This window comes from Bacillus capparidis, assembly GCF_017832095.1.
In the GTDB taxonomy this organism is placed as follows: domain Bacteria; phylum Bacillota; class Bacilli; order Bacillales; family Bacillaceae; genus Bacillus; species Bacillus gobiensis.
In genome coordinates, this window is the sequence record NZ_JAFDST010000001.1 from 542,882 (window position 1) to 560,155 (window position 17,274).

At 42.3% G+C, this 17,274-nt stretch carries 17 protein-coding genes; all 17 read left to right on the forward strand.

Annotation, left to right across the window (positions count from 1 at the left end):
- Nucleotides 1-68 precede the first annotated feature (68 nt).
- The 17 genes from JOC74_RS02710 (at nt 69) to pgsA (ending at nt 17,273) form a co-directional block, all read left to right on the forward strand.
- Nucleotides 69-314, forward strand: coding sequence for a YlmC/YmxH family sporulation protein (locus JOC74_RS02710; protein WP_053602849.1), 246 nt, complete (start codon nt 69-71; stop codon nt 312-314).
- A 259-nt stretch (nt 315-573) separates the two neighbouring features.
- On the forward strand, nt 574-1,470 hold the full coding sequence (gene dpaA, locus JOC74_RS02715) for a dipicolinic acid synthetase subunit A (RefSeq protein ID WP_053602850.1): 897 nt from the start codon (nt 574-576) through the stop codon (nt 1,468-1,470).
- 1 nt (nt 1,471) lies between these two features.
- Entirely contained in the window at nt 1,472-2,068 is a 597-nt protein-coding gene (gene dpaB, locus JOC74_RS02720; RefSeq protein WP_053602851.1) for a dipicolinate synthase subunit B, read from the forward strand.
- 107 nt (nt 2,069-2,175) lie between these two features.
- Nucleotides 2,176-3,216, forward strand: coding sequence for an aspartate-semialdehyde dehydrogenase (gene asd, locus JOC74_RS02725; protein ID WP_053602852.1), 1,041 nt, complete (start codon nt 2,176-2,178; stop codon nt 3,214-3,216).
- 94 nt (nt 3,217-3,310) lie between these two features.
- Entirely contained in the window at nt 3,311-4,525 is a 1,215-nt protein-coding gene (dapG, locus tag JOC74_RS02730; protein WP_053602853.1) for an aspartate kinase, read from the forward strand.
- A gap of 30 nt (nt 4,526-4,555) precedes the next feature.
- On the forward strand, nt 4,556-5,431 hold the full coding sequence (gene dapA / locus JOC74_RS02735; protein WP_053602854.1) for a 4-hydroxy-tetrahydrodipicolinate synthase: 876 nt from the start codon (nt 4,556-4,558) through the stop codon (nt 5,429-5,431).
- 226 nt (nt 5,432-5,657) lie between these two features.
- Nucleotides 5,658-7,325, forward strand: coding sequence for a ribonuclease J2 (gene rnjB / locus JOC74_RS02740; protein ID WP_053602855.1), 1,668 nt, complete (start codon nt 5,658-5,660; stop codon nt 7,323-7,325).
- Nucleotides 7,326-7,418: 93 nt separating this feature from the next.
- The gene (locus tag JOC74_RS02745; RefSeq protein ID WP_053602856.1) at nt 7,419-8,171 is read left to right on the forward strand and encodes a ClpP family protease; all 753 of its coding nucleotides are present in this window, start codon (nt 7,419-7,421) and stop codon (nt 8,169-8,171) included.
- The gene (locus JOC74_RS02750) at nt 8,168-8,383 is read left to right on the forward strand and encodes a YlzJ-like family protein (RefSeq protein ID WP_053602857.1); all 216 of its coding nucleotides are present in this window, start codon (nt 8,168-8,170) and stop codon (nt 8,381-8,383) included. Before JOC74_RS02745 ends, JOC74_RS02750 begins: the two co-directional genes overlap by 4 nt.
- 108 nt (nt 8,384-8,491) lie before the next feature.
- Nucleotides 8,492-10,840: a DNA translocase FtsK gene (locus JOC74_RS02755; RefSeq protein WP_053602858.1), complete on the forward strand. Its 2,349-nt coding sequence runs from the start codon at nt 8,492-8,494 to the stop codon at nt 10,838-10,840.
- Between the two features lie 282 nt (nt 10,841-11,122).
- A complete protein-coding gene (yfmF, locus tag JOC74_RS02760) occupies nt 11,123-12,403 on the forward strand; it encodes an EF-P 5-aminopentanol modification-associated protein YfmF (protein ID WP_053602859.1) in 1,281 nt (426 codons plus the stop codon).
- 1 nt (nt 12,404) lies between these two features.
- Nucleotides 12,405-13,685 carry an EF-P 5-aminopentanol modification-associated protein YfmH gene (gene yfmH, locus JOC74_RS02765; protein WP_053602860.1) on the forward strand — a complete coding sequence of 427 codons (1,281 nt, stop codon included), beginning with the start codon at nt 12,405-12,407 and terminating at the stop codon, nt 13,683-13,685.
- 69 nt (nt 13,686-13,754) lie between these two features.
- Complete coding sequence (gene ymfI / locus JOC74_RS02770; protein ID WP_053602861.1) at nt 13,755-14,483, forward strand: elongation factor P 5-aminopentanone reductase; 729 nt, start codon at nt 13,755-13,757, stop codon at nt 14,481-14,483.
- Between the two features lie 68 nt (nt 14,484-14,551).
- Nucleotides 14,552-14,809, forward strand: a complete 258-nt coding sequence (locus tag JOC74_RS02775) for a DUF3243 domain-containing protein (protein ID WP_053602862.1) — start codon at nt 14,552-14,554, stop codon at nt 14,807-14,809.
- A gap of 119 nt (nt 14,810-14,928) precedes the next feature.
- Nucleotides 14,929-15,720: a DUF3388 domain-containing protein gene (locus JOC74_RS02780; RefSeq protein WP_053602863.1), complete on the forward strand. Its 792-nt coding sequence runs from the start codon at nt 14,929-14,931 to the stop codon at nt 15,718-15,720.
- A gap of 16 nt (nt 15,721-15,736) precedes the next feature.
- Complete coding sequence (locus tag JOC74_RS02785; protein ID WP_053602864.1) at nt 15,737-16,651, forward strand: helix-turn-helix domain-containing protein; 915 nt, start codon at nt 15,737-15,739, stop codon at nt 16,649-16,651.
- Between the two features lie 40 nt (nt 16,652-16,691).
- Nucleotides 16,692-17,273 carry a CDP-diacylglycerol--glycerol-3-phosphate 3-phosphatidyltransferase gene (gene pgsA, locus JOC74_RS02790; protein ID WP_053602865.1) on the forward strand — a complete coding sequence of 194 codons (582 nt, stop codon included), beginning with the start codon at nt 16,692-16,694 and terminating at the stop codon, nt 17,271-17,273.
- Nucleotide 17,274 lies beyond the last annotated feature (1 nt).

Consider the following 17,274-nt stretch of genomic DNA (forward strand, 5'->3'; position numbering starts at 1 on the left):
TCATGCTTGCCAAAAGGCAGGCATTTTTTTTATAAATCAACATACATAGTACATAGGGAGGCGATTGAATGCGGCTGAGTGAGCTATCCGGAAAAGAAATTGTTGATATAAAGCGTGCAGAGCGTTTAGGGGTTCTTGGACAAACAGATTTAGAAATTAATGAAACGGATGGACAAATTACAGCATTGATTATTCCCAGTATGAGATGGTTTGGAATGAAAAGACAGGGAAGCGAAATTCGTGTACCTTGGCAGCAAATCCAAAAAATTGGTTCCGAAATGATAATTTTGGATGTTCCAGATGATGCAATCTAGAAAAACCGGATGATTTCCGGTTTTTTATTTTCCCCATTTTCCTCTGATTATGACCCTCATCTCTAAGCGAAGCGTAGGCGGGATATCCCGGATCAGGCAGATTAGCGTCTACGAAGTCACAGCTGAAACGAATTCACTTTCTTCATGAATTTAATTAATTCCCTTTCTTTTTGCCGTCACCGACATTTTTGTTTTTTCATATGATACATAGGAGCTAATGCAGTTAGATGACTAGTATATAAAAAGGTGGCTCATACAAATGTTAACCGGATTAAAAGTTGCAATTATAGGCGGTGACGCACGACAGCTCGAAGTTATAAGAAAATTGACAGAACAAAATGCTTCCGTTTATTTAATTGGTTTTGACCAGCTTGATCACGGGTTTACCGGAGCTACAAAGGTTAAGATCAACGAATTGAAATTTGGAGAAATGGACTGCTTGATTTTGCCTGTATCAGCTACTTCCTTAGAGGGAGTGGTGGCAACTGTTTTTTCAAACGAAGAGGTTGTACTTACGAAAGAGATGCTGGATAAAACACCCCCGCATTGCGTGGTATATTCCGGAATATCAAACAATTACTTAAATACGTTGACACAATCTGCAAACCGTAAGCTGGTTCAGCTGTTTGAACGGGATGATGTGGCGATTTACAATTCGATTCCGACAGTGGAAGGAATTTTAATGATGGCCATCCAGCACACGGATTATACCATTCACGGGTCAAGAGTGATGGTGTTAGGACTGGGAAGGATCGGCATGAGCATTGCCCGTACCTTTTCGGCAATTGGCGCAAAAGTTTCGGTAGCAGCAAACGAATCGGCTCAGCTTGCAAGGATAACGGAAATGGGATTGACTCCAGTCCATATTAAAGTGCTGAAGGACTTCATTGAGCCAGTTGATATATGCATCAACACCATTCCTGCCAAAGTTCTTGATCAAAAAGTATTACTAAGAATGACCCCAAAAACTCTCATTATTGATGTCGCATCACAACCTGGGGGAACCGACTTTGATTTTGCGGAAAAGCAAGGAATCAAAGCATTAATGGCTCCAGGATTGCCGGGGATCGTCGCCCCAAAAACAGCCGGGAAAATCATTGCGAATGTCTTAAGTATGCTAATATCCGGATCGATTGCAGAAGGAAAGGAGAAATAACATGTCTTTAAAAGGTAAACGAATCGGTTTTGGTCTCACCGGGTCCCATTGCACATATGACGCAGTGTTCCCGCAAATTGAAAAGCTGGTTCAAGGCGGGGCGGAAGTCAGGCCGATTGTCACAAATACTGTGAAATCAACGGTCACTCGTTTTGGTGAAGGAGAAGAATGGGTGAAACGAATTGAAGATGTCACAGGCTTCTCTGTCATCGATACGATCCCAAAAGCAGAACCACTTGGACCTAAGCTGCCGCTTGACTGTATGGTTATTGCTCCATTAACAGGAAATTCCATGAGCAAACTGGCAAACGCTATGACAGACTCTCCCGTGTTGATGGCAGCAAAGGCGACCATGAGAAACAGCAACCCGGTTGTGCTCGGAATCTCAACAAACGATGCTCTTGGCTTTAACGGCGTAAACTTAATGAAATTAATCTCGGGCAAAAATATTTATTTCATTCCTTTTGGCCAGGACGATCCCATTAATAAGCCGAACTCGATGGTAGCACATATGGAATACTTATTGAAAACGGTAGAACATGCGTTAGAGCATAAGCAGCTTCAACCGATAATTATTGGCTCGCATCTTGCCATATAAGAGATCAGGATATAAATAGAAAAAATAAATCACCATCTTCCCCTCTATTCTATGTTAGAATATAAGGTAAATTGTTTAGCTACTTGAGAGTTGGAAGGAGATTTATCATGGGAACTGGATTGCATGTAGCAGTAGTTGGAGCGACAGGTGCTGTAGGACAGCAAATGTTGAAAACACTTGAAAATCGGCAGTTTGAACTGGAGAAGCTATCGTTGCTTTCATCCAAACGTTCAGCTGGTACGAAGGTATTGTTTAATGGAAAAGAATATACCGTTGAAGAAGCGACTCCAGAAAGCTTCGAAGGCGTTCATATTGCTTTATTCAGCGCAGGGGGAAGTGTTTCAAAAGAGCTTGCTCCAGAAGCGGTAAAAAGAGGTGCGATCGTGATTGATAACACGAGTGCATTCCGAATGGATGAAAATACTCCTCTAATCGTACCTGAGGTCAATGAAGGCGATTTGCAACAGCATCAAGGCATAATTGCCAATCCGAATTGTTCTACGATCCAAATGGTAGTTGCACTGGAGCCGCTCAGAAAATCGTTCGGTTTAAATAAAGTGATTGTGTCTACTTATCAAGCGGTATCCGGAGCCGGTACAGTCGCTTCAGATGAATTGTACAGCCAGACTAAGGCGATTCTGGATAATGAAGAGTATGAGCCGCAAGTGATGCCGGTAAAAGGAGATAAGAAGCACTATCAAATCGCATTTAACGCCATTCCGCAAATTGATAAATTTGTAGAGAACGGCTATACATTTGAAGAAATGAAAATGATTAACGAAACGAAAAAAATCATGCACATGCCCGAGCTTGAAGTGGCTGCTACATGTGTGAGGCTTCCGATTGAAACCGGACACTCGGAATCTGTATACATCGAATTGGATCGAGACGACGTTTCGGTTGAAGATGTAAAGGATTTGCTGAAATCTTCACCTGGCATTACCCTTCAGGATGATCCGGAGAATCAAATCTATCCAATGCCGGCATATGCAGTGGGCTTAAACGATGTTTTTGTAGGTAGAATACGAAAAGATTTAGATCGGCCGAACGGCTTTCACCTATGGATCGTCTCAGACAACCTATTAAAGGGTGCAGCCTGGAATTCGGTACAAATCGCTGAACGATTAAGGGCATTAAATCTGGTCTAATTCTGATTTTTTTGGAAACGCGGGTAAGTTGAAGAGAGTTGGGTTCAGATAGCCAGCTCTCTTCTGTTACGTCCGCAGGCTTGGAGTGAAAAAAGTGAAAATAATCGTGCAAAAATTTGGCGGAACATCTGTAAAGGATGAATACGGCAGAAAACGCGCTCTCGCCCATATTACAGAAGCGATAAAAAACGGCTACAAATCAGTGGTTGTTGTGTCTGCTATGGGTAGAAACGGCGATCCTTATGCGACGGATTCCTTGTTAGGCCTTCTTTATGGAGGGGTATCGGCGGTTTCGGAAAGAGAACAGGATTTGCTGCTGTCCTGCGGAGAAACGATTTCTTCTGTTGTGTTTGCCAGCATGCTTAGAGAAAACGGAATCAAATCTACAGCACTTACCGGTGCTCAAGCTGGCTTTGTGACAGATGACAATTATACGAATGCAAAAATAATTGAAATGAAAACTGAACGGCTCATCAGTTATTTGGCAGAAAATGACGTAGTCGTTGTTGCCGGATTTCAGGGAGCTACGGAAAAGGGAAATGTCACTACAATCGGCCGTGGAGGAAGCGATACATCGGCTGCTGCATTAGGCGCTGCATTAGATGCTGAATTTATTGATATTTTTACAGATGTGGCGGGTGTAATGACAGCAGATCCGCGAATTGTTGAAAACGCAAAGCCGCTTTCATTGGTCACGTATACAGAAATCTGCAATCTGGCCTATCAGGGAGCAAAAGTCATTCATCCAAGAGCGGTAGAAATCGCGATGCAGGCAAAGGTTCCGATTAGGATTCGATCAACTTTTTCAAACGATCCCGGCACGCTAGTCACTTCCCATCACACGGATAAAGCAGGCAGCGACGTATACGAGCGCCTGATTACTGGAATTGCACATGTCAGCAATGTGACCCAGATTAAAGTCCCAGCAAAAGAAGGACAGTTTACGGTTCAGACGGAAGTGTTTAAAGCGATGGCTAATGCTGAAATCAGCGTCGATTTTTTCAACATTACTCCGAGTGAAATTGTTTATACAGTCCCGGGACAAGTCGCTGAGCTTGCGGAAAGAATTTTGAAGGAGCTTGGCTACCGCCCGGTCATTACACGAAATTGTGCGAAGGTTTCTGCGGTTGGTGCAGGAATAATGGGAGTACCAGGCGTGACCTCCAAAATCGTTTCTGCCCTGTCGGAAAAAGAGATATCAATCCTGCAATCCGCGGACAGCCATACTACGATTTGGGTGCTCGTGCATGAAGAAAATCTGGCATCAGCTGTAAATGCGCTTCACGAAGCATTTGAACTTTCAAAATAAATGTGATTGAATCATGATGAGGTGAAAAAAATGGATTTCGGAAATATTTCAACCGCAATGGTCACCCCTTTTGACAAAAAGGAAAATATCGACTTTCAAAAACTATCGACATTAATTGAATATTTATTAAGAAACGGTACCGATTCGATCGTCGTAGCTGGAACAACCGGAGAATCCCCTACATTAACGACAGAAGAGAAAGCCGCTTTGTTTCAGTTTGTCGTCAAAGAAGTGAACGGACGTGTACCCGTCATTGCAGGTACTGGCAGCAATAATACGAAAGCATCCATACAATTGACAAAAAAAGCAGAAGAAGCAGGCGTTGACGCGATTATGCTGGTCGTTCCGTATTACAATAAACCAAGCCAGGAAGGAATGTATCAGCACTTCAAGGCAATTGCGGAAGAAACTCCGCTGCCAATTATGCTGTACAATGTACCGGGCAGAACAGCTTCCTCGCTTCTGCCGGAAACGATTGTGCGTCTTTCTGACCTGCCGAATATTGTCGCAGTGAAGGAAGCAAGCGGCAATCTGGATGCAATTACAACCATCATTTCGGAAACGGATGATCGTTTTCTCGTTTACTCCGGAGACGACAGTTTGACATTGCCTATTCTTTCTCTAGGAGGAAGAGGCGTTGTATCTGTCGCTTCCCATGTTGTTGGAAACGACATGCAGGAAATGGTCACAAGCTTCAAAGCAGGAGAGATAGGTAAAGCAGCATCGCTTCATCAAAGCCTGCTCCCTATCATGAAAGAGCTTTTTTCAGCGCCGAGTCCGACGCCTGTAAAAACAGCATTGCAAATGAAGGGCTTGGATGTGGGACCTGTACGGATGCCGCTTATTCCATTGACAGAGAATGAGAGAAATAATTTAAGCTTCGTACTGAATGCCTATCATCGATAATAGAAAAATTTCTTTAAGCAAAATTTTAAATATTTCGCGGACAGATTTTTTGCCTGCGAAATATACGTAAGGACAGCCGCTCTCATGAAAAAGAGAGCGGCTGTCTGTTTAAATTGATACATACACGAAAACCTAATATGGTGATTCGCTTGTTTTATAAATTCAAGTTCAGTTATAATAAAGATAATTGTTTTGAACGGGCAAGAGAGATTAGGAGGATTAGAATTTGAAAAAGAAAAATACAGAAAATATTCGAATTATCGCCCTTGGAGGGGTAGGGGAGATTGGCAAAAATCTCTATGTGATTGAAATTGATTCCGAGATCTTCATTGTTGATGCAGGGCTTATGCATCCTGAAAATGAAATGCTTGGAATTGACGTAGTGATCCCTGATATCAGTTATTTAATCGAACGGTCTGATCGTGTAAAAGCAATCTTTTTAACTCACGGCCACGAAGAAAGCATTGGTGGCGTTTTTTATTGTTTAAACAAATTTTCAGTACCTGTCTACGGAACAAAACTAACTCTTGCTTTATTAAAAGAAAATTTTAAGCAGTTTCGTCCATCTTCAAAAGCGGATTTTCGTGAAATTCATTCAGATTCCGTGATTACGTTCAATTCAACAAAAGTATCGTTTTTCAGAACAAATCACAGCATCCCAGATTCAGTAGGAGTCAGCTTTAAAACGTCTTTAGGCTCCATCGTTTGTACCGGGGATTTTAAATTTGACCAAACGCCTTCTGCCACACAGGCAAGTGATATCGGCAAGATGGCGAACATTGGAACAGAAGGGGTTTTGTGTCTTTTATCAGACAGCGCTAACGCTGAGAAGCCGGGGTATACACCATCGGAAGCCGTAGTAAAAGCTGAAATTTCAGACGCTATTTACGGATCGGAAAACAGGGTGATCGTTGCAGTCGCAGCATCGAATGTAATCAGAATCCAGCAGGTAATCGATGCAGCTATTCAACACGGCAGAAAGCTCGCCATTGCCGGAAAAGAAATCCAATCCATCTTACAGCTTGCAATAAAACAAGGTATTATTGAAGTTGAAGAAGAAATATTTGTCCCGCTGCAGGAAATAAAAAACCAACCAAAAAATCAAGTGGTTGTTTTAACCGCGGGAAGCCATGGCGAACCGCTTGCGGCACTTACGAAAATGGTGCGCCAAGGCCATAAGCAAATCTCAATCGAAGAAGGCGACACGATTCTTATTGCATCTACGCCAATACCCGGACATGAGCTTATCTACTCAAAAACAGTCAATCTGTTAACGCGTGCAGGAGCAAACGTTGTTTTTGCCCAAAAACGTGTCCACGTAACGGGACATGGCTTTCAGGAAGAGTTGAAGCTGATGCTGAATTTGATGAAGCCGAAGTATTTGATTCCGGTCAACGGGGAATACAGGATGCAAAAAGCCCACTCCAAACTAGCAGAAGAAACCGGCATGAAGCGGAGCGATATCTTTTTGCTGGATAAGGGAGACGTTGTGGAATTCCGCGGCCAAAACGTGAAAGTCGGCGAGAAAGTGACGTACGGTAATATACTAATTGACGGATTAGGGGTAGGCGATATCGGAAATATTGTTCTCAGGGACCGTCGCTTGCTCTCTCAGGATGGTATTCTTATCGTTGTGGTTACTTTGGATAAAAAGAAAAAACAGCTGGTAGCCGGTCCTGAAATCATAACCCGCGGATTTGTGTATGTCAGGGAATCTGAACAGCTAATCGTGCAAGCGACAGAGCTGGTTCGTCAGATTACTGTTGAGAATACTGAGAATTCGATCGTGGAATGGTCGACTCTAAAACAAAACATGAGAGATAAACTCAACCAATTTTTATACGAAAAAACCAAACGCAAGCCGATGATCATTCCGATCATTATGGAAGTTTAAACCGGGACGATCCCGGTTTTTTCTTATGTCAAGGCATGAAAAGTGCGCCTCATGAAAATACTATCCAAAGAACACTTGGAAAGGGTGGTGCATATGAGCAAGAATCATGCAGACACAAATGCTGGAGATTACCCTCAGGAAGAACCGAAAAAACAGCCGGAAAAAGAAAACATCCTCAACAAGATCCAGCAGATGGGAGAAACGAATCTTCCGCAAATGGGGCAGGATACAAATATCCACTGTTTAACGATCATAGGTCAAATCGAAGGGCATGTACAATTGCCGCCGCAAAACAAAACGACAAAATATGAGCATGTGATACCGCAAATAGTAGCTGTTGAACAAAATTCTAAAATTGAAGGATTGCTAATCATTTTAAATACTGTAGGAGGAGACGTGGAAGCTGGTCTTGCGATTGCAGAAATGCTTGCCTCTCTTTCAAAACCGACCGTATCCATTGTACTTGGAGGTGGCCATAGCATCGGAGTGCCGATTGCAGTGTCATGTGATTATTCTTATATTGCAGAATCTGCAACGATGACCATTCATCCCGTCAGGCTGACAGGTCTTGTCATCGGTGTTCCGCAAACCTTTGAATATTTGGACAAAATGCAGGAACGCGTCATCAACTTTGTTACGGCCCACTCCGAAATATCGGATGAGAAATTCAAAGAGTTAATGCTCTCAAAAGGTAATTTAACAAGAGATATCGGTACGAATGTCATCGGTAAAGACGCTGTAAAATTTGGGTTAATCAATGAGGTCGGAGGAGTAGGACAGGCGATCAAAAAGCTAAATGAGCTAATTGAAAAAGGGAATCAAAAGAATGGGGAGTTATTGCAGTGATATTATATACAACGACTCCGCTGGAAATCGTTTTTGCCAATAACGAAAAAGACGCTGCAAACCGGCAATTGACAGAAGTAAATGGGATCCCTGTGCTTGTCGAAATTGCCGGTGATGAAGCAGAGATTATTCAGGTCATGAGTACAGACCCGATGCATTTTCTTCAACAGGAAGTAAACCCCGGCCAAAAAATAAAGCTGAGCTTGAAATAGGTTTTAGCTTGGAACAGCTTGTATGGTATAATGAAGTAAGATTTTTGTTGCAGCCAGATTAGGCTGCTTTTGTTATTCGGTATAGAATTTTTCGGTAAGGTGATGAGATTGGCAAAAACAAAACGCAGGTCAAAAAAAAAATCGGTGAAGAAATTATCGATTAAATATGAGCTATATGGCTTATTATGTATCGCAATTTCGATTATTGCCGTTCTTCAACTTGGAGTCGTCGGCAATACGTTTGTTTATTTGTTCCGTTTTTTTATGGGCGAATGGTTTATCCTTTGTCTTATTTCTTTATTTTTAATTGGTGTTTCAGTATTTTGGAAGAAAAAAACCCCAACGTTTTTTACGAGGAGAAAAGCTGGGGTTTATTGCATCATTGCAAGTATACTCTTGCTCTCTCACATTATGCTTTTTCAAAATGCGGCAAATGGCATGCATTCTCCGAGTGTAATCAGGGTAACATGGGAGCTGTTTAGTGAGGAATTAAAAGGACAACGGGGACAAGCAGATCTCGGTGGCGGCATGATCGGCGCCGTTTTATTTGCCGCCTCGTATTTCCTGTTTGCTTCATTTGGATCGCGTCTGGTGGCGATTTTGCTTATCTTGATCGGGATTGTCCTGATTACTGACAGATCCCTGCAGGAGATGCTGAAAAAATTTGGCGGTCCGGTGTTCCGTTTTTTCCAGAACCAATGGTCTTCTTTTATCGATGATCTAAAGCAGCTCCGGGCAGGTGCAAAATCTTCAAAAACGAAATCTGCAAAAAAACAGAAGGTCCGGAAAAAGCCCGCTGAAGAAAAAGATGTTGAAGACGCCTGGGAGCCGGAACCATCTCAGCCGGTTCACAGTGAGCCCATCATCTCAAGCTTTTCTGATCGGGATGATTTTCAATCTGAAATTCCTGAGGATGAACAACCTGGCTCCGGGCAAAAAGCACCCGCAGCAAAAAACAAAACAGAAGAATCAGGTGAATCTCCTGCAAATGAAAATGTAGCCATTACGTTTTCTGAACCGGAAAACAAGGATTACCATCTTCCCTCGATTGAGTCTCTTTCCCAGCCGGCTCATTCCGGCCAGCTAACGGATAAGAAAAATATTTATGAGAATGCAAGAAAGCTTGAGCGGACGTTTCAAAGCTTCGGAGTTAAGGCAAAAGTGACTCAAGTTCATCTTGGACCAGCGGTGACAAAGTATGAAGTTTACCCGGATGTAGGTGTAAAAGTAAGCAAAATCGTTAATTTAAGCGATGATTTGGCTCTTGCCCTTGCTGCGAAGGATATCCGGATTGAAGCGCCGATTCCGGGAAAATCAGCAATTGGAATCGAGGTACCGAATGCTGAAGTTGCGATGGTTTCCTTGCGGGAGGTGCTGGAATCCAAGCTCAATGACCGGCCGGACGCCAAGCTTTTGATTGGGCTTGGTCGTAATATTTCCGGTGAAGCGGTGCTTGCCGAGTTAAACAAAATGCCTCATTTACTCGTTGCAGGCGCGACCGGAAGCGGAAAAAGCGTTTGCGTAAATGGAATTATCATCAGCATTCTTATGAGAGCGAAGCCGCATGAAGTGAAGCTGATGATGATTGACCCAAAAATGGTTGAGCTTAACGTGTACAATGGAATTCCGCATCTTCTTGCGCCGGTCGTGACCGATCCGAAAAAAGCTTCACAAGCGCTGAAAAAGGTCGTTAACGAGATGGAGCGAAGATATGAATTGTTTTCACATACCGGTACGCGTAATATCGAAGGCTTTAACGACTATATCAAAAGAAGCAATCAGGAAGAAGGCGCTATGCAGGCGGAGCTTCCATATATCGTTGTGATCGTCGATGAGCTCGCCGACTTAATGATGGTGGCTTCATCCGATGTGGAGGACAGCATAACAAGACTGTCGCAAATGGCAAGGGCAGCCGGAATCCATATGATTATCGCGACTCAACGTCCTTCTGTTGATGTCATTACAGGGGTCATTAAAGCGAATATTCCTTCACGGATTGCATTTAGCGTTTCCTCTCAAATTGATTCAAGGACCATTCTCGATATGGGCGGCGCGGAAAAGCTTCTGGGCCGCGGGGACATGCTGTTCCTTCCGGTCGGGGCAAATAAACCGGTACGGGTACAAGGGGCGTTTTTGTCTGACGAAGAAGTAGAAAAAATCGTGGATTATGTGATCACACAGCAAAAAGCACAATATCAGGAGGAAATGATTCCTGATGAAGTTTCTGAACCGCAAGCAGAAGTATCAGATGATTTATATGATGAAGCAGTTGAGCTGGTCGTCGGTATGCAGACGGCGTCAGTATCTATGCTGCAAAGACGATTCAGAATCGGATACACTCGGGCTGCAAGGTTAATTGACTATATGGAGGATCGGGGAGTCGTCGGTCCTTATGAAGGCAGCAAGCCGAGGGAAGTCCTTTTATCAAAAGAAAAATATGAAGAGCTTTCTTCTTAAACAAAACACCCGCCAATTTGGCGGGTGTTATTTTAGTGTTGAATAATATTATTATGTAAACTAAAGTGATCTGTGGTTTTTCTTTACCACATACATATTTTGTTTATAGAGCAGACACAATAGACAGGAAGTTGCTGCTTTCATGTTTTTCGGACTAAAACAAGTCAGGGCTTTTGTTTCCCTAATTTTTTTTCAATTGGTATAATGACATTCATAAGCGGATTAGCGATTTATACCAATCTTTCTACATATGATTAAAGAATAGCAAAAGGAGGTCATACATTGAAAGGCTTAACTGAAACGAAGCATAAACAAAACGGCTTAACTGCTCATTTCATAAAAACAGAAAAATTTAAAACGATAACTGTAACTTTTAAAATGCTTGCGCCTTTGCAAAAAGAGACGGTGACGAAACGGGCGCTATTTCCTTATGTGCTTCAAAGAGGCACGAAGAACTATCCGAAAACATCGGACATCCAAGCATACTTAGATACGTTATATGGGGCCACTTTTTCTGTGGATCTAACGAAAAAAGGGGAACAGCATGTCATTTCCTTTCGGATGGAAGTGGCGAATGAAAAGTTTTTATCCGACCAAACGCCGCTTCTTGAAAAAGCCATGCAGCTTTTTTCAGAAATAATCTTCATCCCTGGTCTGGAAAACGATACATTCTCCGCCCACTATGTCTCTCAGGAAAAACGAACGATGAAACAAAGAATTCAAGCGGTATTCGATGATAAAATGAGATACTCAAATTTACGTCTCGTGCAGGAAATGTGCAAGGATGAACCATATGCCCTACACGTCAATGGAGAACTTGAAGATGTTGAACAGATTACAGAGCAAGATTTGTACGATGCGTATCAAAAAGCTTTGCATGAGGATCAGCTAGATCTGTACATCGTAGGGGACATCGACGAGCAGCAGGTTCAAAACCTGACGGAAAAATTTTTCCAGACTAAAGACAGAGAGAACCGCTTATTTCAGGCAGCCGAGGCCAAAGGCGGGCAAGAGCCTAAGGAAGTTATTGAAGATTCAGATGTCAAGCAAGGAAAATTAAACATTGGCTACAGAACAAACATTCATTACGGCGATGAAGATTATCCGGCACTCCAAGTTTTCAATGGACTGTTCGGCGGATTTTCCCATTCAAAGCTATTCATTAATGTCAGGGAAAAGGAAAGCCTTGCCTACTATGCAGCATCCCGTGTCGAAAGCTTTAAAGGACTTTTAATGGTGATGTCGGGAATTGAAGTGAAAAATTACGAAAAAGCCGTCACCATTATTCAAGAACAGTTTCAGGCGATGAAAAATGGGGATTTTTCGGAAGATGAAATTGCCCAAACGAAGGCCGTCATCAAAAATCAGATGCTTGAAACGCTGGATACCTCTCATGGTGTTACAGAGCTTTTGTATCAGCAGGCTGCAGCACATGAAGAAAAAAGCGTTGAAGACATTCTTGAAGCCATTGAACGTGTGACAAAAGATGAAATCGTTCAAGCAGCCGCAAAAATCGAGCTCGATACCACCTATTTTTTAAAGGGATCGGAGGGAGAAGCTTAAAATGAAAACCGAGACATTTGAACAGCTTCAGGAAACCTTATATCACGAAAAAATGAAAACCGGTCTTGAGGTGTATGTACTTCCTAAAACCGGATTTAACAAAACATATGCCACATTTACTACGAAGTACGGATCTATTGACAATCAGTTTGTCCCGCTGCAAAAAAACGAGATGATCCATGTGCCGGATGGGATCGCTCATTTTCTTGAGCACAAGCTATTTGAGAAGGAAGATGGCGATGTTTTTCAGCAATTTAGCAAGCATGGCGCTTCAGCCAACGCGTTTACTTCCTTTACACGGACCGCTTATTTGTTTTCAAGCACCTCAAATGTCGAGCGCAATCTGGAAACATTGATCGACTTTGTTCAAGATCCTTACTTCACAGAAAAAACGGTAGAAAAAGAAAAAGGGATTATCGGACAGGAAATTCACATGTATGAGGATAATCCTGATTGGCGGCTGTTTTTCGGTTTGATCCAGAATATGTATGAAGAGCATCCTGTTAAAATTGATATCGCCGGAACAGTAGAAAGCATTTCTCATATTACAAAAGATTTGCTGTACGAATGCTACAACACGTTTTATCATCCGAGCAACATGCTGTTGTTTGTCGTTGGTCCGGTAGATCCTGAGGCAATTATTACACAGGTCAGGGAAAATCAAGAGAAGAAACCTTTTACGGATCAGCCGGAAATCGCCAGAAAGGATATTAAAGATCCCGACCATGTTATAAAAAAAGTAAATGAAATTAAAATGAGTGTGCAGCGATCCAAATGCTTAGTTGGAGTAAAAGCGAAAAATCCATTCAAACAAGGAGATGAGCTGCTTACCCATGAGCTGGCAATGAATTTGCTGCTTGAATGCTTGTTCGGCAAGAGCTCTTCCAACTATGAAGAGCTTTACGAAAAAGGATTGATTGACGAGACATTCAGCTATGATTACACCGAAGAGTATGGATTTGGCTTCGTGTCTGTCGGAGGGGATACCGATTCTCCGGACGAACTGGCAAGCGCTCTGCAAGAAACTTTGCTGAAAGCATCATCCATTGTGAGCGAACAAAAAATGGAATTGGCTCGAAAGAAGAAAATCGGACAGTTTTTAAAAGCAATGAATTCACCGGAATATATCGCTAATCAATTTACGAGATATGCCTTTAGTCAAATGAATCTTCTAGAAGTTGTCCAATTCCTTGAACGGATTAAGCTTTCAGATATTATGAAAATTGCCGATGAGGAATTTTCTGAGAACAGAATCACGGTTTGTAAAGTGGTCCCTAAATAGCCATCCTTCGCCAAGAGGGATGGTTTTCCCGTATGATGGATAGAAAAAAGAAAGCGGGGTTTTTAGAACATGAAGAAAGCGGCTCTCGTTACCGGTGCAAGCGGAGGAATCGGACAGCGTGTGGCGGAATCCCTTGCGGAAAACAACTATAATCTTTATTTACATTATCATCAAAACCATCAGGCTGCCAGCCGGCTGGCTGAAAAATTGAATAAGCAATTCGATGTGTCTGCAACTCTAATCCAATGTGATTTTTCAAGCAAAACAGAGGTGAATCGGATCTCTGATGAAATCACGACTCCGCTAGATGCTATTGTGTTAACCAGCGGAATCAGCAGAATCGGGCTTATCACAGACATGACAGATGAACTCGTTGAAGAAATGATACATATTCACGTCTCCTCTCCTTTTAAGTTAATACGAAATCTTCTGCCGCCAATGATATCAAGAAAAAAAGGAAGCATCGTTGTCATCAGCTCGATTTGGGGAGAAACCGGTGCTGCGTGTGAGGTGCTGTACAGTATGGCAAAGGGTGCGCAGCATTCATTTGTAAAAGCTCTCGCCAAAGAATTGGCACCAAGCGGAATCCGTGTCAATGCGGTGGCGCCAGGCGCAATCAACACTGCCATGAATGAACAGTTTTCAGATGAGGAAATCCGTATGATGTCTGAAGAAATTCCGATGGGAAGGCTCGGTAAGCCGAACGAAATCGCTGGCTGTGTTGAATTTTTGCTATCTGAAAAATCCTCTTATGTGACCGGACAAATTCTCTCGGCAAACGGCGGATGGCTTTGCTAAAAAGTGAATGAAAACGAAATTGTCAGGACACACTACCATCGTAAGATAATTAAAAAGGAGGGGCAGCTATGTCTGTATTAGACAACTGGGACAGCTGGAAAAGCTTTTTAGGTGACAGAATTAACTTTGCTCATGAAAGAGGAATGTCTGATGAAACCATTTCAGATTTAGCCTTTGAAATTGGCGGGTACTTAGCGAATCAGGTTGATTCACAGAACCAGCAGGAGAAAGTTCTTGCCGATCTATGGAGTGTTGCCTCTGAAGATGAACAAAGAGCAATCGCAAAAATCATGGTAAAACTTGTTGAAAATAACAGTACCCACTAAAAAAAGAGAGGGAATCCTCTCTTTTTTTCGTTTACCTGCACATAAGACTTTCTTAATCCGCAAAAATGATTTATGATTAAGAGGAGTGAAATTTTGCCACAATGTAGGGGGTTTGTCGTTTGACAAAGCTTGAATGGTACTTCGAATATGAAATTCAAGTCAATCGTCCAGGGCTGCTTGGAGATATTTCTTCATTGCTTGGCATGCTTTCAATTAATATTGTAACGATCAATGGTGTTGATTTGTCCAGAAGGGGCCTCTTGCTCAGATGCAGCCACATGGATCAAATCAAGCGATTGGAATCGATTTTAAATACAATGGATACAATTAGAGTGACAAAGCTAAGGGAGCCAAAGCTTCGAGATCGATTAGCCGTCAGACACGGGCGCTATATTCAGAGGGATGCAGACGATAAAAAAACGTTTCGGTTCGTTAGAGATGAACTGGGCTTATTAGTTGATTTTATGGCTGAGCTTTTTAAAAAAGACGGCCACAAGCTAATTGGCATCCGCGGTATGCCTCGAGTCGGAAAAACGGAATCGATTGTTGCTTCAAGCGTTTGTGCAAGCAAGCGGTGGCTTTTTGTTTCATCAACTCTATTAAAGCAGACGATTCGAAGCCAGCTCATTGCAGACGAATACAGTACAGAAAATGTCTTCATCGTGGATGGGATTGTCTCGACCAGAAGGGGTTCTGAACGACACCTTCAGCTTCTCAGAGAAATTATGCAATTGCCGGCGACCAAGGTGGTTGAACATCCCGATATTTTCGTACAGAATACGGAATATACGATGGATGACTTTGATTATATTATTGAGCTTCGCAATCATGATGACGAAGTAATTACATACGAAAATGCCGAAGAATCTCAAATGTTTGACCAATCGGGATTATCCGGCTTTGATTTCTAAAATGGAGGGTGTAGTTTTGACTGAATTAGGACTACGGCTAAAAGAGGCCAGAGAGGAACAAGGAATGACTCTTGAGGATCTTCAGGGGACCACGAAAATACAAAAGCGGTATTTAGTGGCGATTGAAGAAGGAAACTACGATGTCATCCCAGGAAAGTTTTATGTACGAGCATTCATTAAGCAATACTCAGAAACTGTCGGGCTAGATTCCGATCTTTTGTTCGATGAGTATAAAAAGGATGTTCCAAGTACGCAAACGGACGAAGTATCAGAGAAGATTTCACAAATGCCCGCTAAAAAGGAGCTGCCAAAATCAGCCTCTAAATTCATGGGGGCATTGCCTACCATTCTTGTCATTTTAGGTGTGATCGTCGTTGCGGCAATCTTTTATATATTAATTTTGGGAGGAAATCAATCTCAGTCTCCTCCTAATAATACATCTCCAAATACTGAAAAAAGTGAGTACGCTGTTTCTGATGATTCTCCGCTAACTGATGCAGAAAAAAAGCAAAAAGACGGTGAAACCCAATCAGAAAAGACAACAAACCAGGAATCAAATGATTCTGCTGCATCTACTACGGAAAACAAGAAGCCGGAATTGAATATTTCTGCAGTAGGCTCGGAAGGTACGACAACCACTTATGAAGTAACAGGAGCGGAATCACTTAAATTAGAAGTGATTGCTAAAGAAAGCTCTTGGGTCCGCGTTCGTGATGAGGCAGGAAAGGAGCTTCAGGCCGGAGAGCTTTCTAAAGGAAAATCTTTTTCTCATGATATTTCCGATCAGGCAGAAGTTGATTTGCGCCTTGGCTATACGCCGGGAATCGAATTGAAAGTGAATGGGAAAACTGTCTCTTACAAATTAAATCCAAATGAAGCTATAACTCAAAATATAAAGATAATAAATAAAAAGGAGGAAAAGTCATCTTGAAATCACCGAAGATGACTTTTTCATATGATGGAGGAAAAAAATGTTCAATCTCCCAAATAAAATAACACTTTCCAGAATTGCACTTATTCCAATCTTTATGATCTTCATGCTGGCTCCGCTGGATTTTGGCCAGGTGCAGATTGGAAATGAAAGTATACAGACTGCGCATCTTGCAGGAGCCATTCTGTTTATTATTGCTTCAACTACAGATTGGGTCGACGGTTATTACGCAAGAAAACTGAATATGGTTACGAATTTCGGGAAATTTCTCGATCCTTTAGCTGACAAGCTTCTCGTTTCTGCTGCATTGATTATTTTGGTACAAATTGGATTAGCGCCTGCATGGATGGTAATTGTCATTATCAGCAGAGAATTTGCTGTCACCGGACTTAGGCTTGTGCTTGCAGGGACAGGAGAAGTCGTTGCTGCCAATATGTTGGGAAAAATTAAAACGTGGGCACAAATCATTGCTGTATCTGCGCTGCTCTTACATAACCTCCCATTTGAACTGATTTCCTTTCCGTTTGGCACTTTGGCTCTTTGGGTAGCTGTGTTTTTCACAGTCATTTCCGGTTGGGACTATTTTGCGAAAAATTGGGACGCTCTTAAAACGTCAGATTAAT